Here is a 26,647-nt window from a genome sequence, read left to right as displayed (position 1 = left end):
CCTGTGGAGGGCCGGGACGTCGCGTGGGTCAGGGGGAGACCTCCTCCAGCTGCCGGTTGCGGGTCTCCGGACCGAACAGCGCCAGCACCGCTCCGACCGCGGCCACCCCACCCAGCACCGCGAACGCGGTGGTGAGGCTTCCGCCGACGACCGCGGCCGCCACGACGATCGGACCGAGGATCACCCCGATCCGGTTGAACGCGGCCCCGATGCTGGTCCCCAGTGCCCGCGACCGGGTCGGGAACAGCTCCGGCGAGTACAGGTAGAGGGTGATGTTGGCGGCGAAGCTGAACAGCGCGGCGACGGTGGTGAGCAGGGCCACCTGACCGACGTCGGTGGCGCCGAGCACCGCGAGCAGCACGAGCGCGGCCGAGGCGAGCAGCATCCCCGTGAACAGCACCGCGCGACGGCCGATCCGGTCGACGCCCAGCGCGGCGAGCACGCATCCGCAGAACCCGGCCGCGGTGGCCAGCAGCGACAGTTGCAGGGCCGTGCCGAGCGGGACGCCGTAGGTACCGGTGTAGATCGTCGGCAGCCAGGACGTCAGCCCGTAGTTGACGAAGAACGCGGTGAACCAGAGCCCGCAGACCAGCACGAGCCGGCCGCGGTAGCGGCCCAGGACCAGCTCCCGGAGCCGCTCGGAGGTGCCGGCCGGTGCCTCGCTCACCGTGACCGCCGCCGCGGCCGGCGCGGGCAGCGGCGACCGGGTGGAGCGCTCGACCGCCTGCTCGATCCGGACCAGCTCGACGTCGGCCTCGGCGTAGCGGCCGCGGGCGGCGAGCCAGCGCGGCGACTCCGGGACGTTCCGGCGGATCAGGATCAGCATCACCACCGGGATCGCGCCGACCAGGTAGACCGAGCGCCAGCCCAGCGAGGGGACCATCCAGGTCGCCAGCAGCGCCGCGAACAGCGTCCCGGCCGGGAAGACCAGCTCGTAGAGGAGCACGAACCGGCCACGGCCGTGGGCGCGGGCGAGTTCGCCGATGTAGGCCGCCGCGACCGGGACCTCACCGCCGATGCCGAGACCCTGCACGAAGCGCAGCAGCACGAACACGCCGAACGACGGGCTCAGGAAGAGCCCGATGCTGGCCACCACGGTCAGCAGCAGCGCGATCCGGATCGTGCGGACCCGGCCGAGTGTGTCGGCCGACCAGCCCGACACCAGTGCGCCGACGAGCATGCCGACCGATCCGGCGGTCACCGCCAGGGTCATCTGCCCGGTGCCGAGCGCCCATTCCTGGCGGATCGACGGCAGAGTGTAGGCCACCAGCAGCTGGTCGAACGCCTCGAAGAAGGTCACCACCCCGATGATCAGGCGGACCTTGACGTGCCAGCGGGAGTGCGGGATCCGCTCCAACCGGGCCATCAGCGTCGTCGCTGTGGGCTCGGCTCCGATCGAGTGCCTTGCAGAGGTCATCGGAGTGTCCTTGTCTGATCCGCGTGGTGGGGACGGTCGAGCGGGAGGGGGTCGGGCAGGCCGAGCCGGTGGGCCGCGCGGGCCGCACCCGGGCGTCCACCGCCGGTGGCGGCGAGCCGGAGCGCGGACCGGTCGAAACCGAGCCGGCCGGTGAGGTGGTCGACGGCGCCGTCGACGTCGGCGTCGACGTCCGTCGGGTCGAGCCGGGCGAACGCCGCCTCGGCGAGGTCGTACTGCGGGTAGTCCGGGCCGCCGTCACGGAAGTACAGGTACGGCACGACGACCAGGCGCCCGCCGGCGGCGAGCGTGCGGATGTCGGCCTCCAGCCCGGCGTCGATGCCGGGTTCGCCGTGCACGACCACGACCGCCTCGGGTGCGGTGTCCTCACCGGTCACGAACAACGGTGCGGAGGTGGTGTGCACGACGCGCCCGCGGTTGGCCGGACCGTGTGCGTGGTGGTGCCCGGGGCCGTGGTCACTCATCGTCGCCCCCGGGCACGTGCACCGGCGGCACGAACGGCACCGTCATCGGCCCGATCGCGGTGAGATCCACCTCGACGACCGACGGCTCGTGGGTGGCCAGCGCCTTCGCGAGCGCCTCGTCGAACGCCGCGACGTCGGTGACCAGCCGGTGCTCCAGCCCGACCGAGCGGGCCACGGTGGCGAAGTCGGGCGTGTAGAGGTCCACTCCCGCCCGCGGCGACCCCGTCGCGTCCTGCATGGACCGCAGCACGCCGTAGCCGCCGTCGTTGAACACGAGCAGCACCAGCCAGGGTCGTGTCTGGGCGAGCGTGGCGATCTCGCCCAGGTGCACCGAGAGTCCGCCGTCCCCGGCCATGACCAGGGTCGGGACGTCCGGTCGGGCCAGTGCCGCCCCGATCCCCATCGCCAGACCCTGCCCGATGCCACCGCCGAGTGGGAAGACGTTCGTGGCCGGGTCGACAACGGACAGCAGCCGGTTGCCCCACGTGCTGGAGGGGACGGTGACGTCGCGGGCGATGACCGACCGGTCCGGCAGCCGCTCCCGGACGGCGTCGCAGAGCACGTCGTACGGCGCGACCGCGGCACGGTGGGCGGCGCGCACCGCGTCGCGGGTGGCCCGGGCGCGGTCGGACCACCCCGGTTCGGCGGTGTGCGCGCCGAGACGCTCCAGCAGGCCCTCGAGCACCTGGGCCGCGTCGCCGACGACCCCGGCAGTCGCCGGGTAACTGCGTCCGATCGCCCGCGGGTCGACGTCGATCTGCACCGCGGTGGCGGGCAGCGGCAGGGTGAACTGGGCGGTCTCGTTGGACCGGTAGTGCGAGCCGATGCCGATGAGCAGGTCGGCCCCGGTCACCAGGTCGCGGGCGGCCGGCGCGGTCCCGTAGTTGCCGACGACGAGCTCGTGGGTCTCGGGGACGGTGCCGCGACCGGCGTTGCTGGTCAGCAGCGGTGCGCCGAGTCGTTCGACGAGCGCCTGCAGCTGCGGTCCGGCGTCGCGGGCACCGCCACCGGCCCAGATCAGCGGCCGTCGGGAGCGGCGCACCAACTCGACGGCGTGGTCGAGCGAGACCGGGTCCGCGGGCGCCGGGCGGGCCGGACGGACCACGACGGGCCGGGTGTCGCGCTGGGTGGCGTACTGCAGGTCGATCGGCCACTCCACACTGGACGGTCCCTGCGGTGGGCTGAGCGTGCGCGCGACGGCGTCGCGCAGCACCGGGCCGGCGGAGTCGGCGGTGCGGATGGTGGCGGCGTGCGCGGAAACCGCGGCCAGCATGCCCGCCTGGTCGGGGGTCTCGTGGATGACACCACGCCCCTGGCCCAGGTACCCGCTGTCGATCTGGCCGGTGATGTGCAGGACCCGGCTGCCTGCGGCGAGGGCCTCGATCAGCGAGCCGGCGGCGTTCCCGGCCCCGGTCCCGGTGCTGGTGATGGCGACGCCGAGGCCGCCGCCGGCGCGGGCGTGGCCGTCGGCGGCGTTCACCGCGGCGGCCTCGTGCCGGACGGGCACGAACATCCCGGCGGCGTCGAGGGCCTCGACGAGGGGCAGGTTGTGCACGCTGATGACGCCGAAGGCGCAGGACACGCCGTGGTCGCGCAGCAGGGCGACGAGCAGGTCGCCGCCGTTCGGGCGGGCCATGGTTCCTCCAGGAGGCGGTGGTGGGAGACGCGGTGGTGAGCGACCGGTCAGACGTAACGTGCGACGCCGCCGCCGACGTCGAGCGTCGCGCCGGTGACGTAGGAGCTGCGAGGGGACAGCAGGGAGACGATCGGGAAGGCGACCTCCTCGGCGGTGCCCAGCCGGCCGAGCGGGATGCCGCGGTCCGCGGCCAGCTCGCCGGCCCAGGTGTCGAAGTCCAGGTCCGATCCGGAGCCGTCGTACCGGCGGCGCCACTGGCCGGTGTCGATCAGCCCCAGACAGACCGAGTTGACCCGGATCCGGTCGGGTGCCAGCTCGGTCGCCAGCGTGGTCGCGAGGTTGAGCAGGGCAGCCCGGGCGGCCGAGGTCGCCGCCAGCCGTGGTTCGGGCTGGCGGGCCAGGATCGCGTTGACCGCGACGACCGAGCCGGCGTCGCTGCGCCGCAGCCACGGCAGCGCCGCACGGACGGGATGGAGCAGGCCGGCGAGCTTGAGCCGGACCTCCTCGTCCCACTGGGTGCCGGTGACGTCGAGGACGCGGGCCATCAGCGAGCGGCCGGCGTTCGCGACGACGGCGTCGACGCCTCCCAGGTCGGCGGCCGCGGCGGCGACGAAGTCGTGCACCGCGCCGGCGTCGAGGACGTCCGCGGGGGCCGCGTACACCCGGCCCGGTCCGGGCAGCGCCGCGAGCGCGGCGTGCAGCCGGTCGGCGTCGCGGGCGCAGGCCGCGACGTGCGCGCCCTCGGCCCGCAGCAGTGCGGCGACGGCCAACCCGACGCCGGAGCTCGCCCCGGTGACGATCACCGTGCGGCCCTTCAGCCCGAGGTCCATGATCACTCCTTCGGCGTCGTCGCGGTTCAGCGACAGATGAACCCGCCGTCGACGAGCAGGGTCTGCCCGGTGACGTAGGCGGCGGAGTCGGAGAGCAGGAACCGCACGGCGCCGGTGACGTCGTCGGGCTGCTGGGTGCGGGTGAGCGCCCGGTTGATCCGGAACAGCTCGTGGCGTTCGGCCGGGACGGCCCGGGTCGCCTCGGTCTCGGTGATCCCGGGTGCGACGGCGTTGACGGTGATCCCGTCCGGGCCGGCGTCGCGGGCCATCGCCCTGGTCATCCCGACGACGGCGTTCTTCGACGCCACGTAGTGCAGCAGCCGTGGCGGGCCGTAGAACGCGACGTCGGAGGCGATGTGCACGATCCGGCCGCCGCCGGCCGCCCGCATCGCCGGATACAGCGCGCGGGACACCAGGTAGGGGCCGCGCACGTTGACCCGCAGCACCCGGTCGAAGTCCTCAGCGGGCAGGTCCGCGAAGTGCCTGCCGCCGACGCCGTCGGCGAGTGCGGCGTTGTTGACCAGGCCCCACGCCCCGCCGAGCCCGTCGACGGCGGCGGCGAGCCCGGCCACCGAGGTCTCGTCGGCGACGTCGGTGTCGTGGCGCAGCACCCGGGCCCCGGCTGCGGTGAGCTGCGCGGTCGCCTCGGCGGCCAGCCGGGCGTCCCGCTCGGCCAGGACCAGGTGCGCCCCGGCGTCCGCGAGCTCACCGGCGATGGCCAGGCCGAGCCCGCGCCCGCCGCCGGTGACGACGACGACCCGGCCGCTCAGGTCCCCGAACGGGGCGTTCACCGGGCCACCGCCGTGGCCGGTCGCACCCCGGCGAGGAACCCGCCGAGGATCCGGTCGAACGCGGCCGGTCGTTCCTGGTTCGCGGCGTGTCCCGCCCCGGCGACGACGGCGAACCCGGCGCCGGTGATGCCCTCGGCCAGGGCCCGGCTCTCCGCGACACCGGTCACGACGTCGTGCTCGCCGACGACGACGAGTGCCGGCAGGTCGATCCGGGACAGCTGCGCCGAGTGGTCGGTGGCGGCCATCGCGGCCGCGGCCAGCGTGTAGCCGGCGGTGCGCACCCCGGACATGATCCCGGTGACCCGAGCGAGGACCTGCGGATCGGCGTCCGGTCCGACCAGGCGCGGGGCACGCAGCGCGGCGAACGCGCGGGCCCCGAGCGTCGCGAGCTCCTCGACCCGGCGCGTCATCCCCGACCGGCCGGCGGCCGTGCGGCCGGAGCCGCGGGTCGAGTCGGCGAGGGTGAGCGAGCGGAGCAGCTCCGGGCGGCGCAGCGCCATCCGGGTGGCGATCACCCCGCCCCAGGACACCCCGACGACGTGCGCCGGGCCCCCGGCCCGCTCCAGCACGGCGAGGGCGCTGTCGGCCAGCAGGTCCATCGGGTCCGTCCCGGGCAGGACCACCGGGTCGGGCGAGTCGCCGTAGCCCGGGGCGTCCCAGGCGAGCAGCCGGTACCGGTCCGCGAGCGGGCCGGCCAGCTGCGGGTCGAACGACGCCGCCGCTCCCCCGATCCCGTGCAGGAGCAGCACCGGGTCCCCGGAGCCCGCGGAGCGGACGGCGGTCGGCAGCGGTCCGGTCATCGGAGCACCGCCGGGGAACCGGCGAGGTCGGCGACGGCACGCAGCACCGCGTAGGGGGTGATCGCGCTGGTGGTGGGGGTGCGCTCGGAGGGCCGGTTGGCGATCTCGATCCGGTAGTCCCCGGACGGGCCGGACGCGGTGATCTCGTGCCGGGTGCGGGTCGCGGCGGGGTCGGCGACGACCGACGCGGTGACCCGGTCCCAGGAGCCGACGGCCAGCGCGACCGCGGCGACGACGTTGGTCGAGCGCGGGAACCGGGCCGCCACCTCGCGGGCGGTCCCGCGGAACAGCTCGACCGGGCCGTCCGGGGTCGGCCGGTCGGGCAGCAGTGCGGAGCTGGACTTCGTCGTCGTGACGACGACGCGCTCCGGGCCGCCCTCCATCAGCGCGGCGGCGCGCAGCAGGTCCAGCCCGCCGATCGCGCCGCTGCACAGGTGGACCCGGCCGGGGCCTGCGGACAGGACCGCCAGCAGCCCGTCGTCGGTGAGGGCGCCCACCGACACGACCAGCAGGTCGGTGCCGGATCCGATGACCCGGGGACCGGTCGCGGCGAGGGCACCGTGTCCGGCGCACTCCACGACGAGGTCCGCGGCGTCGAGCCCGTCGGCGTCGAGCACCGGCAGTCCGGGCGGGTCGGTCGGGTCCTGGTGCACGACCCCGAGCAGGTCGGCGCCGGCGACGGCGCCCGCGGCGAGCTCACGGGCCACGACCTCGCCGATCGCACCGCAGCCGAGCACGGCGACCTTCACGACCGCACCCCCGCGGACGCGTTGCGGGCGATCCAGCCCGGGTCGGGGGTTCCCGCCATCCTGGTGCGGACGTCGACCGACGGGGGACCCGCGGTGCCCCACAGGTCCGACAGCTCCGGGGTGCGCCGCCAGACCCGGCAGAGCCAGGCGTCCTCCACGACCTGGTCGACCTCCGAGGTGTACTCGCACACCAGCCCGGCCGGGTCGGCGAAGTAGGAGAACGTGTTGTTGCCCGGTCCGTGCCGGCCGGGGCCCCACAGCGGCAGCAGCTCGTGGTGGCGCAACCGGCCGACCCCGCGCATGAAGTGGTCGATCGACCCCATCTCGTAGGCGACGTGGTTGATCGAGGTCCACGCGGCCTGGTTGAACGCGATGACGTGATGGTCGGCGGTCGGCCCGACACCGCACCGCAGGAACGCCATCTGGTGCTCCGACCAGTCGGAGATCCGCATGCCGAGCACGCCGGTGTAGAAGGAACAGGCCGCGTCGATGTCAACCGTGTTGAGCACCACGTGGGCGAGCTTCCGCGGCCGGGCCGCGCGGCCCTCGGGATCACCGGGAACGACGGCGTGGGTGTCGCAGGACAGTTCCACCAGCCGCCCCTCGGGGTCGACCAGCCGCAGACCGTAGCCGCCGCCCGCCTGGTCGAGGGGTCCCGGCCCGGCGACGACGGGGATCCCGCGCCGTTCCAGCTCCCGGGCCGCGGCGTCGACCTCGGCCGAGGTCCCGACCGCGAACGCGATCTTGTCCAGGCCGGCGGAGTCGCCGTCGACGAGCTGCAGGATGTGGTGCTCCGGTCCGGTGCCGCGCAGCCACACCGCGCCGGTGTCGGTGTCGGTGGTCTCCAGACCCCACACCTGGGCGTAGAAGTCCGCGGACTCGCGCAGGGCGGGTGTGCGCAGCGTCGCCGAGCGCAGCGACCGCAGCTGCACGACCGCTCCCGGGGCGGCGGTGGCGCCGGTCATCGGGTGGCTCCCGCGGTCGCGGCCGGACGGGACGCCGCGGCGGCACCGCGCTCGCGCAGCACCCGCTCGGCACGGTTGCGCAGCAGGCGCCGCACCCGGACCAGGGCGATGTCGTGCTGGTAGAGGCCCTCGCGCTCGGTGGCGTCGGCGGGCATGTCCTCCAGCATGATCCGGTCCTGCTCGAGCACCGCCCAGTGCCGCTCCTCCAGCACGGTGCGGTAGAGGAAGCGCCAGGAGTCCCGCTCCCAGCCCTGCACCCGCCGGCAACGCCAGAAGAACCCGGCGTGCCGGTCGGCGTCGATCGGGGTGACCATCCCGATGATCGCGAACGGGCCGCCGGGACCCGCCGACGGCGGGTAGGGGATGTCGAGCCGCACGGCCTGGTAGCCGTCCTCGATCCACTCCGACCAGTCGAAGTTCACCGACTTCTGGTCGGTCTTGGCGAAGACGAACCCGGTCGGGGTGTCCCGGACCTGGAACACCGCCTCCCGCCGCCCGCCGAACATCGAGTGCGACTCCCGGTGCAGGAAGGCGCCGTGCATCGGGTCCATCAGGTTGTCCAGCGAGAGCCCGTAGGGCGCGTCCCACTCGACGTAGCAGCAGAAGGTCGACCACTCCGCGGAGTCGATCTGCTCGGGCAGCCGCAGCGGGGTGGGCGGGGTGTCGTCGTCGGTGATCCAGGCGAACACCGCGCCGGCCCGCTCCTGCGCCGGGAACGTCGCGACCGCGCGCCGGCCCTCCAAGGCGCAGCCGGGGCTGCCCGGCACCGAGACCACGGTGCCGCCGGTGTCGATCTGCACGCCGTGGTAGTTGCAGGCGATCCGATCGCCGAGGTGCACCCCGCGCGAGAGCGGCGCGTTGCGGTGCGGGCACCGGTCCTGCTGGACGTGCACCTCGCCCCCGGCGTCGCGCCAGAGCAGCAGGTCGACCCCGGCCCGGTGCAGGCGGACCAGCTCTCCGGCCGGGACCGCCGACGACGGGCACAGTGCGTACCACTGGTCGGGCAGGCCGCGAGCCACGAGCTCGGCGGCCGAGGAGACCGGGGCGCGGCCGGCCCCGCTGGGGTCGAGGGCAGGCGGCGTGGCCGGGCCGTCGTCGGCGCCGAGGCGGGCCAGTTCGGCGACGACCGACACCGCGGTCCAGTCCCCGCCGCCCGGGGGCCGGGTGCCGCCGGTGTTCAGGCCCGCGGCGACGGCGCCGGGCTCGGTCGCACCGGCGGTGTAGACCCGTTCCAGCTCTGCGGCGAACGCGGTCTCGTAGCTCGTCGGCGGGCGGTGGCGGGACTGGTGGATCTGCAGGTACGACACGGTCGCCTCCGGTGGTGGTGGTGGTGAGGGGTGCGTGTGGACGGGCCGGGTGCGTTCGGCTCCGGGTCCGCGGGTGCTCGCGGGGCGCTCAGAGGTCGAGGACGAGCCGGGCGCTGCGCGCGCGGGAGACGCAGACGAGCATCGAGCCCCCGACTGCGCGTTCGTCGTCGGAGAGAACGAGGTCGCGGTGCTCCGGCTCGCCGGCGAGGACCTTGACCTCGCAGGTGCCGCAGATGCCCTCCTCGCAGGAGGACGGGACCGTGATCCCGGCGCCCGTGAGCGCGGCGAGCACCGATGTGCCCGGCTCGACGCGCAGGCGGACGTCACTGGTCTCGCAGTGCACGTCGAACCCGGCGTCGGCCACGGTGTCGCGTGGGTCGGGCGGCGGGGCCCGGAACCGTTCGACGTGGGCTCGGCCAGGTGCGGCGGCCAGGACGGCGTCGAGCATCGGGCCCGGGCCGCAGCAGTGCACCACCGCGGTGGGCCGCGCCGCCAGTGCGGTGACGAGGTCGGCCGGGCCGCCGTGCTCGTCGTCGAGGTGGACCCGGACCCTGGTGCCGTCCGGGTCGAGCGCGGTGAGCTCGTCGAGGTAGGCGAGCGCGGCGGCGGTGCGGCCGCAGTAGAGCAGGGACCAGTCCGCGCCCCGGGCCTGCAACGCCCGGGCCATCGACAGGATCGGGGTGATCCCGATACCGCCTGCGACCAGCAGGTGCTCGGACCCGTCGACGAGCGGGAACTCCTGGTGCGGACCGCTGACGGTGAGCAGGTCGCCGGGCCGCAGCGAGCCGTGGACCCAGGCGCTGCCCCCGCGGCTGTCCGGTGCCCGGTGCACGGCGACCGTCCAGCTCCGCCGGTCGGTGGGCGACCCGCACAGCGAATACTGGCGGGTGAGCCCGGCCGGGAGGTCGAGCGCGAGGTGGGAGCCGGGCTCCCACGACGGCAGCTCCGCTCCGGACGGATCGACGAGCCGCACCTCGACGACGTCGTCGGCGAGCCGGGTCAGCTGTTCGGCACGCAGCGTCCTGGTCTCGGGCATGGCGGTCTCCTCGCGGTGGGCGGAGCGGTCAGCGACGGACGCCGTGCATCGGCGAGGTCGGGGGGTAGGTCGGCAGCTGCGGCTTCGGCGAGCCGATGACGACGCAGAACAGCGCGTCCTCGGAGCCGATGTTGCGCAGGCTGCGGGGGACCGCGGCCGGGACCCGGATCAGGTCGCGGTAGCCGAGGACACGGCTGGCGGTGCGGGTGCCGTCCTCGACGTCGTGCACGGTGACCTCGAGCTCGCCCTCCAGGACGTAGAAGACCTCCTCGACGTCGTGGTGGGTGTGCTCCGGCCCGATCGCCCCGGCGGGCAGCCGCATGTTGGAGAAGGTGAAGTGCTCGGCGGGCAGGATCCGCGAGTCGGTCTCGTGGTTGCCGGTGGCGCCGGAGCCGATGTAGCGGATCTGGGCCCGGCGGAACTCGTCACCGCCGGCGGCGGCCTGAAAGCCCAGGGTGTCCCAGTCCTCGTGCCGGGACGCGGCGCCGGCGATGCAGCTGTCGAGCAGCTGCTCGAGGTCGGTGGTGGTGGAGGGGGCGGTCATGACGGCCTCACTTTCTTTAGCCCTAAAAGGTGTGCCGGGGAAATTGTTAGCGCGGCGTGGGTCGCACCACAAGGGGAAGACTGCAAGTTTCTTGCTCGTAACGTGCGTCGAGCCAGGTCAGAAGCTCTCTATTGTTCAGGGCTTAACAATCAGGCATGCTCCGACGATGACCTCGACATCGCTCCGGACCCCACCACCGAGCATCGCGGTCCCCCCCGACGAGCTCCTCGCGGCCGGTCGGTGGCGCGTCGGCTCGGGCCCGGTGCGCGAGTGCGTCGATCCGGCCACCGGCCGGGCCGTCGCCCTGCTGCACACCGCAACCCGGTCCGATGTGGACGACGCGGTGCGGGCCGCGCGGACCGCCGCCGACGACCCGTCCTGGCGGGACCTGCTCCCCCATCTGCGGGCCCGGCTGCTGCACCGCATCGCCGACGGGATCGAGGCCGAGGCCGAGGCGCTCGCCCGGCTGCAGACCCTCGACACCGGCAAGACCCTCGCCGAGACCCGTGCGCTGGTCGCGAGCGCCGTCGGGACCTGGCGCTACGTCGCCGCGACCTGCGAGACCGCCGACGGCGAGCTGCCCACCCCCCGTGGCGAGCACGTCACCATGACGCTGCACGAACCCGTCGGCGTCGTCGCGGCGATCACGCCGTGGAACTCACCGGTCGCCAGCGACGCCCAGAAGCTGGCGCCCGCCCTGGCCGCGGGCAACGCCGTCCTGCTCAAGCCCGCACTGTGGGCACCCCTGGTGTCGCTCGCCGTGGGCCGGATCGTGCACCGCGTCCTGCTCGAGCAGCGCCTGCCCACCGCGCTGGTGTCGGTGCTGCCCGGCAGCGGCACCGAGGCCGGGAACGCCCTCGTCCAGCACCCGGACGTGCGCATGGTCTCGTTCACCGGAGGCACCGACACCGGCCGTCGGATCGCCGCGACCGCCGGGCACCGGCTGGTCCCGGTGTCGCTGGAGCTGGGGGGCAAGTCCCCCACCATCGTCTGCCCGGACGCCGACCTCGACCACGCCGTCGCCGGCGTGCTGTACGGCATCTTCTCCTCGAGCGGACAGAGCTGCGTCGCCGGTTCCCGGGTGTTCGTCCCGCGCGACCGCCACCGGGAGATCGTCGACCGGCTCGCCGCCGCCACCCGGGCCCTGCGGGTCGGCCCCGGCACCGACCCGCGCAGCCACCTCGGCCCGCTCGTGCACCACGACCACCGCGACCGGGTGGCCGCGATGGTCGACCGCGCCGTCGCCGGAGGGGCCCGGGTGGTCACCGGCGGCCGGGTGCCCGACGACCCCGGGCTCGCCGACGGCGCCTACTACCTGCCGACCATCCTCGACCGGGTCGACCCGGACTCCGAGATCTGCCGCGACGAGGTGTTCGGCCCGGTCGCGGTCGTCCTGCCCTACGACGACGAGGACGACCTCGTCCGCCGGGCCGAGGACACCGTGTACGGCCTGGCCTGCGGCATCTGGACGGCCGACGCCCGCCGGGCGTGGCGGATCGCCCGACGGGTCCGCGCCGGAACCGTGTGGATCAACACCTACAAGCAGTTCAGCATCGCGACGCCGTTCGCCGGAATCAAGGACAGCGGCCTCGGGGTGGAGAAGGGCCGGCTGGGGTGGCGCAGCTACACCACCACCAAGAGCGTCTACTGGAGCACCGCCGAGGACCCGATCGGCTGGGCCGCCCCGCGCTGACCGAGGTCACCCGGTCCGCGTCGCGGCTCATTCCGAGGCGCGGACCGCGGCCTCGTCGAGCGACTGCTCCAGCCTGCGCAGCAACCGGGCGAGCCTGCGCTGCTCGGCCTCGTCGAGCCCGGCCAGCATCTCCCGCTCGTTGGCGAAGTGCGCCCTGGTGACCTGGTCCACCAGGTCCAGGCCGCTCGGGGTGAGCTGCGCGTGCACGACCCGGCCGTCGACGGCGTCGCGTTCACGCCGCACCAGCCCCGACGCCTCGAGTCGGTCGACCCGCTGGGTCAACCCGCCCGCGGTCACCAGGGTGACCCCGCCCAGGTCACGCATGGTCTGACGGTACGGCTCGCCGGACCGGCGCAGGGCGGCCAGCACGTCGAACGCGGCCATCGAGATCCCGTACCGCTCGAAGACCGGCGTGAGCTGGGACTGGTAGCGCAGGAAGCAGCGGTGCAGCCGCCCGAACACCGCCATCGCCGACGGGTCCAGCTCCGGATCGTGCCGCGCCCACTGATCGAGGATCAGGTCGACGGCGTCCGGTCGGGCAGTGCCCCTGCGCGACGCCATCGGCTCTCCTCTCCGCCCCGGGCGGCCAGCCTAGTGCGGTGCCCGGCACTCCTCGTGCGGTACCCGTCTCACAACGCGATCGCCGCGCCCACCCCCGACCGCGGGTCGACCGCGGCGTGCAGTGTCCCGGGCCCGCCGCCCCCGGGGACTGCGGCTCCGGTCCCGACCGCGCACATCCGGCCCAGGGACCAGGCGCCCGCGTCGTCCACGGCGTGCCCGCGGCGGGTCAGCCCGGCGAGGGTGTCGGGCCCCAGCCGGGACTCGACGACGAGCCCGTGCGGCTCCCAACCGCGGGGCGCGAAGGACGCGGGGAACGCCGTCGAGTGCCAGGTCGGCGCGTCGATCGCGGCCTGCAGGTCCAGCCCGCCGTGCACGAGCGCGAGCAGGAACGCGAGCTGCCACTGGTCCTGCTGGTCCCCGCCGGGCGTCCCGAAGGCCAGCGCGGGCTCGCCGTCGCGCAGCGCCAGCGACGGCGACAGCGTCGTGCGCGGCATCCGCCCGGGCGCGAGCGTGCTGGCGAGCCCCTCCTCCAGCCAGAACATCTGGCCGCGGGTGCCGAGGCAGAACCCGAGCTCCGGGATCGTCGGCGACGACTGCAGCCAGCCCCCCGACGGCGTCACCGAGATCATGTTCCCGGCGGCGTCGACGACGTCGACGTGCACCGTGTCCCCGCGGGCGACGCCGTCCCGCGACACCGTCGGCTCGCCGGTGCCCGGACCCTCCGTCCCGGAACCGCGCCCGGCGACCGGGATCGCCGCGTAGTCGCCGATCCGAGGGGTGCGCCCACCCGGCGAGCCGGGCCGCAGCCCGCCGTCCGACGCCGGTCCGATCAGGCCCCGCCGGGCGTCGGTGTAGTCGTCGGAGAGCAGGTCGGCGAGCAGGTCGGGGGGCACGCCGTCGCCGTACCAGGCCTCCCGGTCGGCGAAGGCGAGCTTCGCGGCCTCGGCGGCGGCGTGCACCGTGTCGAGGGTCGCGACACCACCGGGCAGTTCGAGGTCCAGCCCGGCGAGCAGCCGCAGCTGCTGCAGCAGGACCGGCCCCTGCGACCACGGGCCGCACTTCGCGACCGACCAGCCGGACCCGGCGTCGGCGACGAGCGCGTCCTCGTAGTGCGCCGACCAGCCGGCCAGGTCGTCGGCGGTGAGCAGACCGGTGTGGTCGCGCCCGGTCTCGTCCCGGACCGGGGTCGCGGCGAACCGGCCGATCTCCTCGGCGACGAACCCGCGGTACCACGCGTCACGGGCGGCGTCGATGCGTGCCTCCCGGCTCGGGCCGACGGCCTCGTCGAGCAGCCGGCGCCAGGTCGCGGCCAGCACGGGCAACCGCACCCGCTCGCCCACGGCGGGGACCCGACCGTCGGGCAGCCAGGTCGCCGCCGACGACGGCCAGTGCGCCCTGAAGTGGTCTGCGACCGTGCCGATGGCCGCGGGCACCCGCGGGACCAGCGGGAACCCACCCGCGGCGTAGTCCAGCGCCGGGGCGAGGACGTCCGCGAGCTCCCAGGTGCCGTGGTCGCGGAGCAGGGTCAGCCAGCCGTCCCAGGCCCCGGGGACCGTCGCCGGGAGCAGGCCGGTGCCGGGGACGATCGCGCAGCCCAGATCGCGCACCCGCTGCGCGGTCGCGGCGGCCGGGGCGACGCCCTGGGCGCACAGCACCCGCGGGACCGGGTCGGTCGCGGTGACGAACACGGCGGGCAGCTCACCACCCGGCCCGCACAGGTGCGGCTCGACCACCTGCAGCACGAACCCGCAGGCGACGGCGGCGTCGAAGGCGTTCCCGCCCCGCGCCAGCACCGTGGCCGCGGCGGCCGTGCCGAGATGGTGGGTGCTGCTGACCGCGCCGTGCGGCCCGATCCGGTCGTATCCACGAGGCGCCACGCCTCGCATCCTCACACGGACGCGCTCACCCGGTGGCGTCGCGCAGCTCGCTCACCAGTGGGACCTCCAGCACCCGGTCCGAGGACATCCACTCCCGCAGCGCGTGGGTGGCCAGCACGTCGTCGGTGTTGTAGCCGAGCAGCCGCTCCCGCTGGACCGGGTCGGGCTCCCCGCCGTCGAGCGCGACGGCGGCGCGGTACCAGCGCATGGAGTTCTCCCCGCCCGCCTCCGGGTCCCGCCACGAGAACCCGGCGGCGGGGGCGATCTTCTTCAGCCCCTTGCCCTGCGCGCACAGGAACCAGGTGGAGACCACGCCGTAGAGGTCCACCCAGCACGGGTCCGCGACGAACGCGCGCACCTCGGCCTCGGTCGGCACCCCGGGCATCCCGGCGAACCGCTGCGCCGAGGCGAACATCCAGCGGTTCTCGGCCTGCTCGTTGTAGCAGTACGCGGCGAACGTGCGCCCGGACGCGAGCGCGGTCGCACGCACACCGGTGAACCAGGTCCAGAACTCGCCGAACGAGCGGCCCTCGTCGCGGGTGGGGAGCGGGTCCCAGGTCGCGAACGCCCGGTAGCCGGGCTCCGGGTCGCCGTCGCGGGCACCGCCGGGCAGCGTCAGCAGCGCACCCCACAGGTAGGCGCCGGACTCGCCGAAGCTCTCCATGTCGACGTCGACCTCGACGTCGGCGCGGGTGACCGGCACCCGCGGCACCCGGCGGGCGACGGCGAGACCCCGCCGGCGCGCGCGGGCCAGCGCGACGAGGTCGGAGAACGGCGGCCCGGGCAGCGGACCGGTCAGCTCGGCGGGCGGGGCCGCCGGGTCCAGCGCGGCCAGCCCCGCGACGGTCGCGACGCCCGACTCCCGCAGCAGCCGCGCCGTCTCGCCGTGGGCGACCAGGCTGACGTCGTCGACCTCCTCCAGCTCGGCCTCGCACGTCGGCCACCAGGGGCAGCGGCGGCACTCGGTGATCCGCGACGGCGCCGCGAGCGCGGGGCCGCCGGTCGCCGCGGACCGGGCGACGGCGGCGCGGTCGGCGAACCGGGCGTCGTACTCCTCCAGCGTGGACCGGCCGCCGGGCCAGTGCCCGGCCCGCAGGTCGTGCCAGACGACCACGTCCGCGTCGAGCCCGATCACGCCGCCGAGCCGCGGGGCCGACTCCGGCGGCGCCCAGCCCGCGGCCTCCAGCAGCCGGGTCAGCTGGGCCAGGGCCAGCAGGTCGCGCGGCTGGGAGCGGACCTTGCGGTCCGGGTCGTGCCGGGCGCGCTGCGGCCACGGGTCGGTGACGGCGGTGGTGCGCGCCCCCTCCCCCGGATCGGTGATCTGGCGGCGCACGACGAGCAGCGGTACGTAGCCCCCGGTGGGCGCGCGCACGAGCAGCTCCGCGGTGCCGCGCCGGTCGCCGTCGACGGGCAGGACCGCGCCCCAGACCAGCGGCGCACCGGCCGCGACGAGTTCGGCCGTGCGCTCCGCGCGGGCCGCCCGCGGTCCAGCGCCTGCCCCGGCGGGCCCGGCCGCGCCGTCCGGCCAGGTGCTCGCCCAGTCCGCACCCCAGGTGCGCGCGAGCAGCTCGCCGATCCGCTCCCGGTGCGCCGCCGCGTCGGCCCGGCGCTGCTCGATCGCCGGATCCGGCAGCGCCCGCGGCCGCTCCGACGCCGACGGGTTGTGGTCCAGGTGCACCCGACGACGGCACCCGCTCAGCGCCGCCGCGTCCAGCAGGACACGGGGCGCGGTACGGGGTCCGGTCGAAGTGCTCACGGCTCCCGAGGGTAGAGACCACCCCCGACAGGACCGGATCCGCGTGACGCGCCGTTCCCCCGGCCGGGTGGTGTCGGTCCTGCGCGGGCGGTGGGCGGGGCCCTAGGCTGCGTCGACACGGCGATCATCTGCCGAGCCGACCCGGGAGGACACGACATGGGACTGCTGCGCAGGAAGCCGAGCGCGGGCGAGCGCGCCGCGGCGGCGACCAGGGAGGCGGCGGTCGACGCGTCGGAACGGGTGCAGTCGGCCACGGTCCAGACCCTCGAGTACACCCGCGAGACCGCCGACAAGGCCGCCGAGAAGCTGCACCGGCGCGCGGTGAAGGCCCGCAAGAAGGCCGAGGCGGCGTCACGACGGGCGGAGAAGGCCGGCCGCAGGGCCGCGCGCAGCACGCGTCGCGCCGTCGGCGAGGGCACCGCCACCGCGAACAGCCTGCTGAGCTCGGCCGACCTCAAGGCCCGCTCGGCCGACCGGAAGGTCGCCAAGGCGGCCGCGAAGGCCGACGCGAGCGCCCGCAAGGCCGAGGCCAAGGCCTCGCACGCCGCGGAGAAGGGCAGGCTCAAGAGCGAGACGCTGGCCGCGAAGCAGGCCGAGCGCGAGCGCAGGGCCCGCGAGTGGAACGCCAAGAAGGTCCAGCGCTACCTGGGCATGGCCAAGGTCCTCGCGCCGCTGCTGGCGCCGTACGCGATGGCCGCGGCCGGGTCGCTGCGTCACCGCCTCGACGACCACCGCTCCCGGCGCCTCGGCGTGTCCCCGGACGAGCTGGGCGGCTACTCCGGCCCCGGCGGCCGGCTGCACGCGCGGCTGTCCCGGATCGCGCGCACCATCACCGAGCTGCGCGAGGACGGGACCGTCGACCGCGACCAGGCCGCGAAGCGGTTCGCCGACGAGACCGAGCCGCGGCTGCACGACCTCGCCGCCGCCGTCCGGGCCGCGGAGAACATGCCCGCCGCCCGCCGCAAGGCCGCCTTCCGCACGGTGTCGGCCGACCTGGACCGCCTCGAGGTCCGTCTGCTCGACCACCTGGGCGTGCGCTCCTGAACCCGCTCCTGCGGGCCCGGTCGACACCGGGCCCGCGGGTCGAGCGCGCTACGCGCGGTAGTTCTCCAGCAGCCGCAGCCACACCTCGCTGATCGTGGGGAACGCGGGCACGGCGTGCCACAGCCGGGACAGCGGCACCTCGCCGACCACCGCGATCGTCGCCGCGTGCAGCAGCTCGGCGACCCCGGGCCCGACGAAGGTGACCCCGAGCAGCACCTCGCGCTGCGGGTCGACGACGGCGATCACCCGGCCGGACCAGTCGTCCGCGGTGAGCGAGGACCCGGCGACGGCGATGTCCATGTCGACCACCCGCACGTCGAGTCCCTCGGCGCGGGCGACCGCCGCCGTCCGGCCGACCCAGGCGACCTCGGGGTCGGTGAACACGACCTGGGGCACCGCGTGGTGGTCGGCGGTCGCCGCGTCCTCGCCCCAGGCGGCGTCGTCGAGCGGACGGCCCGCGGCGCGCGCGGCGATCGCGTGCGCGGCGATCCGGGCCTGGTACTTGCCCTGGTGGGTGAGCGGGGCCCGCCCGTTGACGTCGCCGACGGCGTAGAGCCAGTCCCCGGCGGCCAGCCCCGAGTCGTCGACGACGATCTCGCCGCGCCGCCCGAGGCCCACCCCGACCGAGTCCAGGTCCAGCCCGTCGGTCGCCGGACGGCGCCCGGTCGCGACGAGCAGCCGGTCCACCTCGACCTCGTCCCCGCCGCCGCGCAGCACCGTCGCGTCCCCGGCCCGGCGCACCTCGTCCAGGCCGGTGCCCAGCCGCAGGTCGACGCCTGCCTCCCGCAGCCCGGCCGCGACCCGTTCGGAGGCCTGCGGCTCGGCGCCGGGCAGCACCCGGTCGCCGTGGTTGAACAGCGTGACCCGGGCGCCCAGCCGGGCGTGGGCCAATGCCATCTCGCAGCCGACGACACCGCCGCCGAGCACCCCGAGCCGGCGCGGGACCTCCTTCACCGAGGTCGCCTCGCGCGAGCCCCAGTACTCGACCGTGTCCAGCCCCGCGACGTGCGGGACGACCGGCACGCTGCCGGTCGCGACGACGACGGCGTGGCGCGCGGTCACCTCGGTCTCGGTGCCGTCGGCCGCGGTCACGAGGACGCGCCTGGTCCCGGCCAGCCGCCCCCGGCCACGCAGCACGGTGACCCCGGCTCCCTCGGCCCACTGCACCTGGCCGGCGTCGTCCCAGTCGGAGGTGAAGCTCGTGCGGCGTTCGAGGACCTTCGCCGGGTCGAACTCGGCCCGCACCCCGGGCAGCCGCCGGGCGTCGGCGACGGCCTGCGGGGTGCGCAGCAGTGCCTTCGACGGGATGCAGGCCCAGTACGAGCACTCCCCGCCGACCAGCTCGGCCTCCACCAGCGCCGCGGACAGGCCGGCGTCCACCGCGTAGCCCGCGGCGTTCTCACCGACCGGGCCCGCTCCGATCACGACGACGTCGTAGCTGTGCTCGCTCATGGCACCGACCTTCCCGCAGGAGGCCGGTCCCATGTCACCCCAGAGCGGTGACGGCGTCGACGAGTTCGGTGTCGCCGCCGCGCAGCTCCAGGGTGAGCCCCGCCGTCCACGGTGCGGCAAGCAGCGCGGCGACGGCCGCGGCGGAGTCGTCGCGGGTCACCTCGCCGTACTCGACCGGCGGCGGGGCGAGGGTGACCCGCCCGGTGCCCGGGTCGTTCGTGAGCTTCCCGGGGCGCAGGATCGTCGCGTCGAGGCGCCCGTCGCCGCGGATCGCGTCCTCGGCGGCCTTCTTCGCCCGGATGTAGGCGGCCCAGACCTCGCCGCGCTCGGGGTCGGGCTCGGTGTCCACCCCGGACGAGGAGATCAGCAGGTAACGGCGGACGCCCGCCCCGGCAGCCGCGTCGGCGAGCAGGGTGGCCCCGTCGCGGTCCACGGTCTCCTTGCGCTCGACACCGCTGTTCGGCCCGGCCCCCGCCGCGAAGACGACGGCGTCGGCGCCGGTCAGGTGCCCCGCGAGATCCGCGGCGGAGACCTTCTCCAGGTCCGCCACGACCGGGCTCGCCCCGGTGGCCGCCACCTCGTCGGTGTGGTCGGGGTTGCGCACGATCGAGCGCACCGTGTGCCCCTGCCCGGCGAGCAGGGTGGACAGTCGCAGCGCGATCTGTCCGTGTCCTCCGGCGATGACCACGTCCATGCGGGCCACGCTAGGCCGGACGGGCGCTCACCGCCTGTTCGGCTTGAGCGTCCAGACGATCGTCATGGCACCGGTCTGCACGCCCTGGGCGTCGGTGATGGTGACGTCGACGGTGAACTCCGGGCGGGTCCCGGCGTCGAGCTCGGCGAGCACCTCACCGGCCGGGCGGGTCAGCACGGCCTCGGCCCGCAGGTCGCCCTTGGCGAGCTTGAGGTAGCGGATCTCCGAGCGCACGACCAGCGGTACGGCGCGGTCCCCGGCCGAGGCGAACGCGGCCAGGCCGACCGCGCCGGAGGCGGTCTCGCCCAGTCCGAACATCACCGCGGCGTGCGGCCCGCCGACGTGGTTGTGCTGGTCGGAGCGGTCGGGGAGGAACGCCTCGACCCGGTCGGTGGTGATCGCCCCGAAGGTGATCCCGGCGGTGGTCACCCACGGCACCGCCTGCGTCATCGCACCGGCGACCCAGCTCGCGTCATCAGCCATGAGCCGACCCTACTCGTCGGTAACCTCCAGGGAAAGCGACGCCCGTTTCCTCATGGTTCTCGCTGTGCGAGAACGAACCCCCTTGTCCGTCGTGCACAACGGGGTTGAGATCGATGTGACAGCAGGCACACCTAGTCCCACCACCACGACGCGCAACGCCGCGCGTCCGAGGCTCGGAGGTACCGCCAGTGAAGGCCGTGCGGGTGCACGCGTACAAGCAGGACCCCCAGATCGACGAGATCGAGGAACCGACGATCCAGGGTCCGCTCGACGTCATCGTCAAGATCGGCGGTGCCGGCGTGTGCCGCACCGACCTCCACATCATCGACGGGGACTGGGCCGACATCCAGAACCCCGACCTGCCCTACGTGATCGGCCACGAGAACGCGGGTTGGGTGCACGCGGTCGGCGACGGCGTCACCAACGTCAAGGTCGGCGACACCGTCATCCTGCACCCGCAGCCGTCGTGCGGGCTGTGCACCATGTGCCGCTACGGGCGCGACATGCAGTGCACCGGGGACGCGTTCTTCCCCGGCCTGTCCAACAACGACGGCGGCATGGCCGAGTACCTGCGCACCACCGCGCGGTCCTGCGTGAAGCTGAACCCGGAGACGAACCCGGCCGACGTCGCCGCGCTCGCCGACGCGGGCATCACCGCCTACCACGCGGTCCGCAAGGCGGTGCCGTTCCTCTACCCGGGCACCACCGCGGTCGTGCAGGGTGCGGGCGGGCTGGGCCACATCGGCATCCAGGCACTCGCCGCGCTGACCGCCACCAAGATCATCGTCGTGGACCGGAACCCGGACGCGCTGGAGCTGGCGAAGCAGATCGGCGCCGAGGAGACCGTCGTCGCCGACGGCAACCAGGTCGAGGCCGTCCAGGAGCTCACCGGCGGCGGCGCCACGGTGGTCTTCGACTTCGTCGCCGAGCAGGGCGCGGAGAACGACGCCTGGGCGATGACCGGCCCGGCCGGCTACAACTTCGTCCTCGGCTACGGCGGCACCCTGTCCGCCCCCACGCTGGACTTCGTCGCCGGCGAGAAGAACGTCATCGGCAACATCGTCGGCACCTACAACGACCTGGCCGAGCTCATGGTCCTGGCCCAGGCCGGGAAGGTCACCCTGCACACCGTCCAGTACAAGCTCGACCAGGCACTGGAGGCGCTGCACGACCTGGACGCGGGCAAGGTCCGCGGCCGGGCGATCCTCGTTCCCTGACTGGTCAGTCATACGTACGTACAAGACGAACGTTCTTTCCCTGACCCACCACCGATCAGCAGAGCTGCTGACGCAGGAGGAACCACATGTACGAAAAGGACGGCGAGAAGTACTTCATCGTCGACTCCCACAGCCACTTCTGGGACGCCTCCCGGGAGAACTGGGTCGAGGGTCGCGAGCAGTACGCCAAGGGCTGGATCGACTGCTTCTACGGCTACCACCAGCTCGGCCCGCCCGAGACCCACTGGGACTGGGAGCACTACCTCAAGGTCTCGCAGGACGACTTCGAGCGCGACGTCTTCATCGAAGGCCACGTCGACCACTCGATCTTCCAGTCGACGTACCTCAAGGAGTGGTACAAGAACGGCTTCAACACCGCCGACCAGAACGCGGCGCTGCTGGAGAAGTGGGGCGACCGGATCATCGTCAACGGGCGTTTCGACCCGCGTGACGGCGACGAGGGTATGAAGGAGTTCGAGGCGGACTGCGCGAAGTACCGGCACAAGGGCGTGAAGCTCTACACCGCGGAGTGGAACGGCAGCTCCCGCGGCTACAAGCTCACCGACCCGGAGTGCTACCGCTTCCTGGAGCGGGCCCAGGAGCTGGGCATCAAGAACATCCACGTCCACAAGGGCCCGACGATCTGGCCGCTGGACAAGGACGCGTTCGACGTCGCCGACGTCGACCACGCGGCCACCGACTTCCAGGGCCTGAACTTCATCGTCGAGCACGTCGGCCTGCCGCGCATCGAGGACTTCTGCTTCATGGCGGTGCAGGAGCCCAACGTCTACGCCGGCCTGTCGGTCGTCGTCGGCGGCCTGATGCACGCCCGCCCGAAGTTCTTCGCCAAGGTGATGGGCGAGCTGCTGTTCTGGGTCGGCGAGGACAAGATGACCTTCGGCAGCGACTACAACATCTGGACGCCGAAGTGGCAGGTCGAGGGCCTGGTCGACTGGCAGACGCCCGACGACGACCAGTTCGCCGACTACCCGCGCCTCACCACCGCGTCGAAGAAGAAGATCCTCGGCCTCAACGCGGCGAAGCTCTACGACATCGAGGTCCCGGCCGACTGCCGGCTGCCCGACACCACCGCCGACGAACCCATGGCGCCGGGCGAGGAGCTCGTCGACAACACGGCGGGGGCGCAGGCGTGACCCCGCGGCCTGCTGAGAGCCCGCTCCGGCAGGCCGTGTGGTCCGCGCTGGGGACGGTGCTCGACCCGGAGCTGGACGAGCCGATCACCGAGCTCGACTTCGTCGAGTCGTGGACCGTCTCGCCCGCCGGTGAGGTCACCGTCGGGCTCCGGCTGCCGACGTTCTTCTGCGCTCCGAACTTCTCGTTCCTGATGGTCGCCGACGCCTACGACGCGGTGACCGCGGTACCGGGAGTGACGAGGGCGGAGGTGACGCTGGCCGACCACCACGCCTCCGACGAGATCAACGGTGGGGTCGCGGCGCACGCCGGGTTCGTCAAGTCCTTCGAGGGCTCGATCAACGGGGAGGCCGCGGCCGAGCTGGACGAGCTGCGGCACACGTTCCTGGCCAAGGCCGCGCTGGCCGGCCAGGAGCGGGTGGCCCGCCCGCTCGTCGACGCCGGCCGGAGTCCCGACGAGCTGGCCGGGCTGACGCTCGGCGAGCTGGCCGGGACCGAGGCCGACACCGAGGAGCTGACCCGGATGCGGACCCGCCGGCGGACGATCGGCCTGCCCGCCGGCGACGACGCACCGCTGCTGATCCACTCCGACGGCACCGCCGTGACCGTCGAGCAGGTCCCGCTGCACCTGCGCCGCGCGCGGTTGCAGCGGGTCGGGATCGAGACCAACGGGGAGTACTGCAAGGGCCTGCTGAAGATCCGCTACGAGACCGGCCGGACGGCGGCGACCGCCGGCCGCTGACCACCGCACGCGACCTCCGGGCAGCGCCCCTCCCCGAGGGACGCGGCCCGGACGTGCGCACGCCCCCGGGTCCGCGCACTGAGCCGGAGTTCGCGCGCATCGCCGCAGTTCGCGCGCTGATCCGCAGTCCGCGCGCGTCACGGCACGCGCGGGGAACGGATCAGCGCGCGAACCGTGGATCATCCCGCGGGCGGGCCGGCGTCCAGGACGCGCACGGTGTCGGTGAGGCGGTAGCCCGCGCCGTGCGTGAACGGGGCCAGGGCGTCGAGCAGGGCCGCGCGGACGGCGGCGGGGCCGGCATGGCGCGCCGCGTGGCGCCCCGGACCGGACGCGAGCACGCCGGCGACGAGGTCGTCGGCGTCGTCGTGCACCACCGGGACCCGCACGACGGCGATCTCCCGGACCGCCAGCCCGGCGAGGCCGGCCAGCCGTTCCAGCCGGGAGGGGTCGGTCAGCGGGGGCGCGCCGACGCCGCTGCGATCCGGTCCGGGGTTGTTCTGCGGCGGCGGGGGCGCGGCCCCGGTGAGCGGGGCGAGCGCCGCCCCGATGACCGCGGCGTCGCACTCGTCGGGCGTGCCCCAGACCGTGGCCCGCACCGCACCGCCCGGCGCGCACACCCGGCCCGCCTCGCGCAGCGCGAGCACCGGGTTCGTGAGGTGCTCCAGCACCTGCACCAGAGCGACCAGGTCGAACGCGTCCTCGGCGAAGGGCAGCTCGTGGGCGTCGGCGACCTGCAGCATCGCCCCGGGAACGGCTCGCTCGGCGGCGGCGAGCGCGCGGGGTTCGGTGTCGACGCCGGTGACGGCCAGCCCGGCCGCCGCCGCGTCGACGAGCAGCCGTCCGGCCCCGCAGCCGACGTCGAGCAGCCGCGAGCCCGGCGCCGTTCCCGCCAGGACACGGTCGGACAGCGGGGACGCGGCAGCGGTGCTCACCCCACGGACGCTAGCCCCGCCGGCGCCCCGGTGGGGATGTCCCCGCGGCTCGACGCTCCGATCGGACGGGCTTCGAGCGGACGCGCTTCGGTGGCAGGGTCTCCACGACCGCGACCGCCTCGGCGACCCAGCCGGCGAGTTCCGGGCCGTCGAGGTCGTCGACGTCGGGCTCGCCGGTCACCCACAGCCAGCCGGCCATCTCGCGACCGCCCATCACCATGCGTGCGGTCCGCGGGCGCTCCAGCAGCTCCGCGGAGCGGTCCGCGGCCACCCGTACGAGCAGGCCGCCGCGCCCGCTCGCGGCCACGGTCAGGTGCCCGTCGAGCAGGAAGGCGTACCCGCCGAACATCCTCTTCTCGGTCACCGACCGCCCCGCGAGCAGGGCGCGGAGGCGGGCGGCGAGACCCTCGTCGTAGGCCACCGGGCGAGTATGGCCCTCAGCGGCCCCAGACGTCCTCGGCCACCGAGACGATCAGCTCCAGCTTGCGCTTCTGGTCGTCGACGGTCAGCTCGTTGCCCTCGACGGTGGAGGAGAACCCGCACTGCGGCGACAGACACAGCTGGTCCAGCGGCACGTACCGCGCCGCCTCGTCGATCCGGCGCTTGAGCGCGTCCGGGTCCTCCAACGCCCCGGACTTGGTCGTGACCAGCCCGAGCACCACCTGCTTGCCCTTCGGGACGAACCGCAGCGGGGCGAAACCACCGGAGCGCTCGTCGTCGAACTCGCAGAAGAAGCCGTCGACGCCGAGGGTGCCGAACAGCGCCTCGGCGACGTGGTCGTAGCCGCCCTCCGCGGCCCACGAGGACCGGTAGTTGCCCCGGCACATGTGGGTGGTGACGTACATGTCCGAGGGCCGGTCGGCGATGGCGGCGTTGATCTGGCGGATGTAGCGCAGGTGCTGGGTGTCCGGGTCGTCGCCCTTCGCGGCGAGCTCCTCACGGTGCGCCGGGTCGTTCAGGTAGGCCAGCGCGGTGTCGTCGAGCTGCAGGTAGCGGCACCCGCGTTCGTACATCGCCCGGAGCTGGTCGGCGTAGGCGCCGGACAGGTCGGACCAGAACTCCTCGATGTCGGGGTAGACGTCGGTGGAGATGACCGCCCGGCCGCCGCGGGCGTAGACCATGCTCGGCGAGGGGATCGTCAGCTTGGGGGTCGCCGTGGTGACCTGCGTGGCGAGGTAGTCGAACGCCGAGGCGAAGACGGGTTCGTCGAGGTGCACCCGGCCGTCGACCGTCATCCCGGCGGAGGTGAAGTTGTTCCGGCCCGCCGCGTTGCGCATCGCGACCTCGACCCGGCCGGAGGTCTTCGTGATGCCGCCGAGGGCGTAGATGAAGTCCATGTGCCAGGAGGTGCGGCGGAACTCGCCGTCGGTGGCCGACCGCAGGCCGACCGACTCCTGCAGCGCGACGACGTCGGTGATCGCCGCGTCCTCGGCCGCACGCAGGCCCGCGGCGTCGAGCTCACCCGCGGCGTGCCGCTCCCGGGCCGCGAGCAGGGCGGGCGGCCGCAGCAGTGAGCCGACGTGGTCGGCCCGGAAGGGCGGGGCGGTGCGGACGAGCGACTCCACTGTCTTCTCCGGCATCCGGCGAACGTATCGCCGTGTCCGCATGTCCGCCGACATCACTTCCGGATGATGGAAGGTCCATCGCACCCCGTCGCCCATCGGGCCACCCTGGCGGGCTCAGCCGGACGCGGCGACCCCCGGCGCGGCGGACAGGTGCCGGGCCAGCGGCACCGCGGCCTCGCGCACCGCGCGTTCGAGCTCCCAGCGGCGCCCGGTGAAGTCAGCCCGGCTGACGACGACCGACAGCGCGGCCCGGCCGCCCGGGTGCGGCACCGCCACCGCGAGCCCGGCCCGGCCGCGGGCGTGCTCCTCCACCTCCACCGCGACCCCCGCCGAGCGGACCCTCAGCAGGTCGCGGTCGAGCAGCCGCCGGTCGGTGAGCGTGTGCGGGGTCAGCGGCCCGTGCCCGAGACCGAGGACGTCGGCCAGCCGGCCGCCGTCGAGCCCGGCGAGCAGGGCCTTGCCCGGTGCCGTCGCGTGCGCGGGCAGCGGCTCCCCGGTCACCGCGCCCGGTCCGGGGTGCGCCGCGCAGGTCTCGGTGTGGGCGACGACGACGTCGTCGGACCGCAGCACGGCCAGCACCACCGCCGCGCGGGCCGTGGTGTGCAGCTCGGCGAGCACCTCACGGGCCGGGGCGGGCGGCACGATCGGGTCGGTCATCCCCCGGTAGAGCCCGACGACGCGATAGCCCAGCCCGTACCCGCGCTCGGCGTGCAGGCGGACCAGGTAGCCCTCCTCGACGAGCGTCCCGAGCAGCCGGTAGGTCGTCGGCAACGGCAGCTCCAGCCGACGGGCGAGGGCCTTGGCGCTGACCCCGTCGCCCGCCTCGGCGACCGCCTCGAGGACCCGCAGCGCTCGGCGCAGCACCGCTCCAGCGCCGTCGCCGACCATCCGCCTAGTGTCGCTGCGGGACCGAGGGCACGCC

Annotated in this window: 26 protein-coding genes; 5 read left to right on the top strand and 21 right to left on the bottom strand. The window is 74.6% G+C overall.

Going from position 1 to position 26,647, the window contains the following annotated elements; genetic code table 11:
* Positions 1 to 28 precede the first annotated feature (28 nt).
* The 11 genes from Ae505Ps2_RS07395 to Ae505Ps2_RS07345 form a co-directional block, all read right to left on the bottom strand.
* Positions 29 to 1,417, bottom strand: coding sequence for an MFS transporter (locus Ae505Ps2_RS07395; RefSeq protein WP_083695435.1), 1,389 nt, complete (start codon positions 1,415 to 1,417; stop codon positions 29 to 31).
* Positions 1,414 to 1,899, bottom strand: a complete 486-nt coding sequence (locus Ae505Ps2_RS07390; protein WP_020627068.1) for a hypothetical protein — start codon at positions 1,897 to 1,899, stop codon at positions 1,414 to 1,416. Before Ae505Ps2_RS07390 ends, Ae505Ps2_RS07395 begins: the two co-directional genes overlap by 4 nt.
* Positions 1,892 to 3,535 (bottom strand): thiamine pyrophosphate-binding protein, encoded by a 1,644-nt coding sequence (locus Ae505Ps2_RS07385; RefSeq protein ID WP_075334044.1) that lies wholly within the window; start codon positions 3,533 to 3,535, stop codon positions 1,892 to 1,894. The genes Ae505Ps2_RS07390 and Ae505Ps2_RS07385 overlap by 8 nt, the downstream gene beginning before the upstream one ends.
* A gap of 47 nt (positions 3,536 to 3,582) precedes the next feature.
* Positions 3,583 to 4,365 (bottom strand): SDR family oxidoreductase, encoded by a 783-nt coding sequence (locus Ae505Ps2_RS07380; protein WP_075309215.1) that lies wholly within the window; start codon positions 4,363 to 4,365, stop codon positions 3,583 to 3,585.
* A gap of 26 nt (positions 4,366 to 4,391) precedes the next feature.
* The gene (locus tag Ae505Ps2_RS07375; RefSeq protein WP_233147692.1) at positions 4,392 to 5,156 is read right to left on the bottom strand and encodes an SDR family oxidoreductase; all 765 of its coding nucleotides are present in this window, start codon (positions 5,154 to 5,156) and stop codon (positions 4,392 to 4,394) included.
* Positions 5,153 to 5,956 (bottom strand): alpha/beta hydrolase, encoded by an 804-nt coding sequence (locus Ae505Ps2_RS07370; protein WP_075334043.1) that lies wholly within the window; start codon positions 5,954 to 5,956, stop codon positions 5,153 to 5,155. The genes Ae505Ps2_RS07375 and Ae505Ps2_RS07370 overlap by 4 nt, the downstream gene beginning before the upstream one ends.
* Positions 5,953 to 6,705 (bottom strand): aspartate dehydrogenase domain-containing protein, encoded by a 753-nt coding sequence (locus Ae505Ps2_RS07365; protein WP_233147691.1) that lies wholly within the window; start codon positions 6,703 to 6,705, stop codon positions 5,953 to 5,955. The genes Ae505Ps2_RS07370 and Ae505Ps2_RS07365 overlap by 4 nt, the downstream gene beginning before the upstream one ends.
* Entirely contained in the window at positions 6,702 to 7,670 is a 969-nt protein-coding gene (locus tag Ae505Ps2_RS07360; protein ID WP_075309219.1) for a VOC family protein, read from the bottom strand. The genes Ae505Ps2_RS07365 and Ae505Ps2_RS07360 overlap by 4 nt, the downstream gene beginning before the upstream one ends.
* The gene (locus tag Ae505Ps2_RS07355; protein ID WP_249265229.1) at positions 7,667 to 8,977 is read right to left on the bottom strand and encodes a recombinase-like helix-turn-helix domain-containing protein; all 1,311 of its coding nucleotides are present in this window, start codon (positions 8,975 to 8,977) and stop codon (positions 7,667 to 7,669) included. The genes Ae505Ps2_RS07360 and Ae505Ps2_RS07355 overlap by 4 nt, the downstream gene beginning before the upstream one ends.
* 88 nt (positions 8,978 to 9,065) lie before the next feature.
* A complete protein-coding gene (locus tag Ae505Ps2_RS07350; RefSeq protein ID WP_020622107.1) occupies positions 9,066 to 10,013 on the bottom strand; it encodes a PDR/VanB family oxidoreductase in 948 nt (315 codons plus the stop codon).
* Positions 10,014 to 10,041: 28 nt separating this feature from the next.
* On the bottom strand, positions 10,042 to 10,557 hold the full coding sequence (locus Ae505Ps2_RS07345; RefSeq protein ID WP_075309221.1) for a cupin domain-containing protein: 516 nt from the start codon (positions 10,555 to 10,557) through the stop codon (positions 10,042 to 10,044).
* Positions 10,558 to 10,723: 166 nt separating this feature from the next.
* Between Ae505Ps2_RS07345 and Ae505Ps2_RS07340 the strand changes: the two genes are divergently transcribed.
* Positions 10,724 to 12,250 (top strand): aldehyde dehydrogenase family protein, encoded by a 1,527-nt coding sequence (locus Ae505Ps2_RS07340; RefSeq protein WP_075309223.1) that lies wholly within the window; start codon positions 10,724 to 10,726, stop codon positions 12,248 to 12,250.
* Positions 12,251 to 12,277: 27 nt separating this feature from the next.
* Here Ae505Ps2_RS07340 and Ae505Ps2_RS07335 read toward each other — a convergent pair whose 3' ends face one another.
* From Ae505Ps2_RS07335 to Ae505Ps2_RS07325, 3 genes are all read right to left on the bottom strand, one after another.
* On the bottom strand, positions 12,278 to 12,811 hold the full coding sequence (locus Ae505Ps2_RS07335) for a MarR family transcriptional regulator (protein ID WP_020622104.1): 534 nt from the start codon (positions 12,809 to 12,811) through the stop codon (positions 12,278 to 12,280).
* 68 nt (positions 12,812 to 12,879) lie between these two features.
* Positions 12,880 to 14,688, bottom strand: coding sequence for a gamma-glutamyltransferase (locus tag Ae505Ps2_RS07330; protein ID WP_249265228.1), 1,809 nt, complete (start codon positions 14,686 to 14,688; stop codon positions 12,880 to 12,882).
* Positions 14,689 to 14,713: 25 nt separating this feature from the next.
* Positions 14,714 to 16,444, bottom strand: coding sequence for a TM0106 family RecB-like putative nuclease (locus tag Ae505Ps2_RS07325; protein ID WP_075553516.1), 1,731 nt, complete (start codon positions 16,442 to 16,444; stop codon positions 14,714 to 14,716).
* Positions 16,445 to 16,600: 156 nt separating this feature from the next.
* Here Ae505Ps2_RS07325 and Ae505Ps2_RS33200 point away from each other — a divergent pair, with 156 nt between their 5' ends.
* Positions 16,601 to 17,488 carry a DUF6474 family protein gene (locus Ae505Ps2_RS33200; protein WP_083695433.1) on the top strand — a complete coding sequence of 296 codons (888 nt, stop codon included), beginning with the start codon at positions 16,601 to 16,603 and terminating at the stop codon, positions 17,486 to 17,488.
* A gap of 48 nt (positions 17,489 to 17,536) precedes the next feature.
* Here the strand turns inward: Ae505Ps2_RS33200 and Ae505Ps2_RS07315 are convergent, their stop codons facing one another.
* Genes Ae505Ps2_RS07315 through Ae505Ps2_RS07305 form a run of 3 tightly spaced genes read right to left on the bottom strand, consistent with a single transcriptional unit; the run spans position 17,537 to position 20,117 of the window.
* Positions 17,537 to 18,940 (bottom strand): NAD(P)/FAD-dependent oxidoreductase, encoded by a 1,404-nt coding sequence (locus Ae505Ps2_RS07315; protein ID WP_075312589.1) that lies wholly within the window; start codon positions 18,938 to 18,940, stop codon positions 17,537 to 17,539.
* Positions 18,941 to 18,974: 34 nt separating this feature from the next.
* The gene (locus tag Ae505Ps2_RS07310; RefSeq protein WP_075309229.1) at positions 18,975 to 19,634 is read right to left on the bottom strand and encodes an NAD(P)H-binding protein; all 660 of its coding nucleotides are present in this window, start codon (positions 19,632 to 19,634) and stop codon (positions 18,975 to 18,977) included.
* Positions 19,635 to 19,661: 27 nt separating this feature from the next.
* Positions 19,662 to 20,117: a DUF4442 domain-containing protein gene (locus Ae505Ps2_RS07305; RefSeq protein WP_075334041.1), complete on the bottom strand. Its 456-nt coding sequence runs from the start codon at positions 20,115 to 20,117 to the stop codon at positions 19,662 to 19,664.
* Positions 20,118 to 20,305: 188 nt separating this feature from the next.
* On the opposite strand from Ae505Ps2_RS07305, the gene Ae505Ps2_RS07300 reads away from it, so the two are divergent.
* From Ae505Ps2_RS07300 to Ae505Ps2_RS07290, 3 genes are all read left to right on the top strand, one after another.
* Complete coding sequence (locus tag Ae505Ps2_RS07300; protein WP_075334040.1) at positions 20,306 to 21,334, top strand: NAD(P)-dependent alcohol dehydrogenase; 1,029 nt, start codon at positions 20,306 to 20,308, stop codon at positions 21,332 to 21,334.
* 86 nt (positions 21,335 to 21,420) lie between these two features.
* On the top strand, positions 21,421 to 22,488 hold the full coding sequence (locus tag Ae505Ps2_RS07295) for an amidohydrolase family protein (protein ID WP_075553515.1): 1,068 nt from the start codon (positions 21,421 to 21,423) through the stop codon (positions 22,486 to 22,488).
* On the top strand, positions 22,485 to 23,228 hold the full coding sequence (locus Ae505Ps2_RS07290; RefSeq protein WP_075553514.1) for an iron-sulfur cluster assembly protein: 744 nt from the start codon (positions 22,485 to 22,487) through the stop codon (positions 23,226 to 23,228). Before Ae505Ps2_RS07295 ends, Ae505Ps2_RS07290 begins: the two co-directional genes overlap by 4 nt.
* 179 nt (positions 23,229 to 23,407) lie before the next feature.
* Here the strand turns inward: Ae505Ps2_RS07290 and Ae505Ps2_RS07285 are convergent, their stop codons facing one another.
* From Ae505Ps2_RS07285 to Ae505Ps2_RS07270, 4 genes are all read right to left on the bottom strand, one after another.
* Entirely contained in the window at positions 23,408 to 24,160 is a 753-nt protein-coding gene (locus Ae505Ps2_RS07285) for a class I SAM-dependent methyltransferase (protein ID WP_075309233.1), read from the bottom strand.
* A 10-nt stretch (positions 24,161 to 24,170) separates the two neighbouring features.
* Positions 24,171 to 24,581 carry a TfoX/Sxy family protein gene (locus Ae505Ps2_RS07280; RefSeq protein ID WP_083695432.1) on the bottom strand — a complete coding sequence of 137 codons (411 nt, stop codon included), beginning with the start codon at positions 24,579 to 24,581 and terminating at the stop codon, positions 24,171 to 24,173.
* Positions 24,582 to 24,597: 16 nt separating this feature from the next.
* Positions 24,598 to 25,740, bottom strand: coding sequence for a 5-methyltetrahydropteroyltriglutamate--homocysteine S-methyltransferase (locus Ae505Ps2_RS07275; protein ID WP_075309234.1), 1,143 nt, complete (start codon positions 25,738 to 25,740; stop codon positions 24,598 to 24,600).
* Between the two features lie 99 nt (positions 25,741 to 25,839).
* Positions 25,840 to 26,613, bottom strand: a complete 774-nt coding sequence (locus Ae505Ps2_RS07270) for an IclR family transcriptional regulator C-terminal domain-containing protein (protein ID WP_075553513.1) — start codon at positions 26,611 to 26,613, stop codon at positions 25,840 to 25,842.
* Between the last annotated feature and the right edge of the window lie 34 nt (positions 26,614 to 26,647).

Origin of the sequence: Pseudonocardia sp. Ae505_Ps2 (genome assembly GCF_001932425.1) — a bacterium.
In the GTDB taxonomy this organism is placed as follows: domain Bacteria; phylum Actinomycetota; class Actinomycetes; order Mycobacteriales; family Pseudonocardiaceae; genus Pseudonocardia.
The sequence above is the reverse complement of the archived record's forward strand: the minus strand, read 5'-3'. Positions and strand labels throughout refer to the sequence as shown.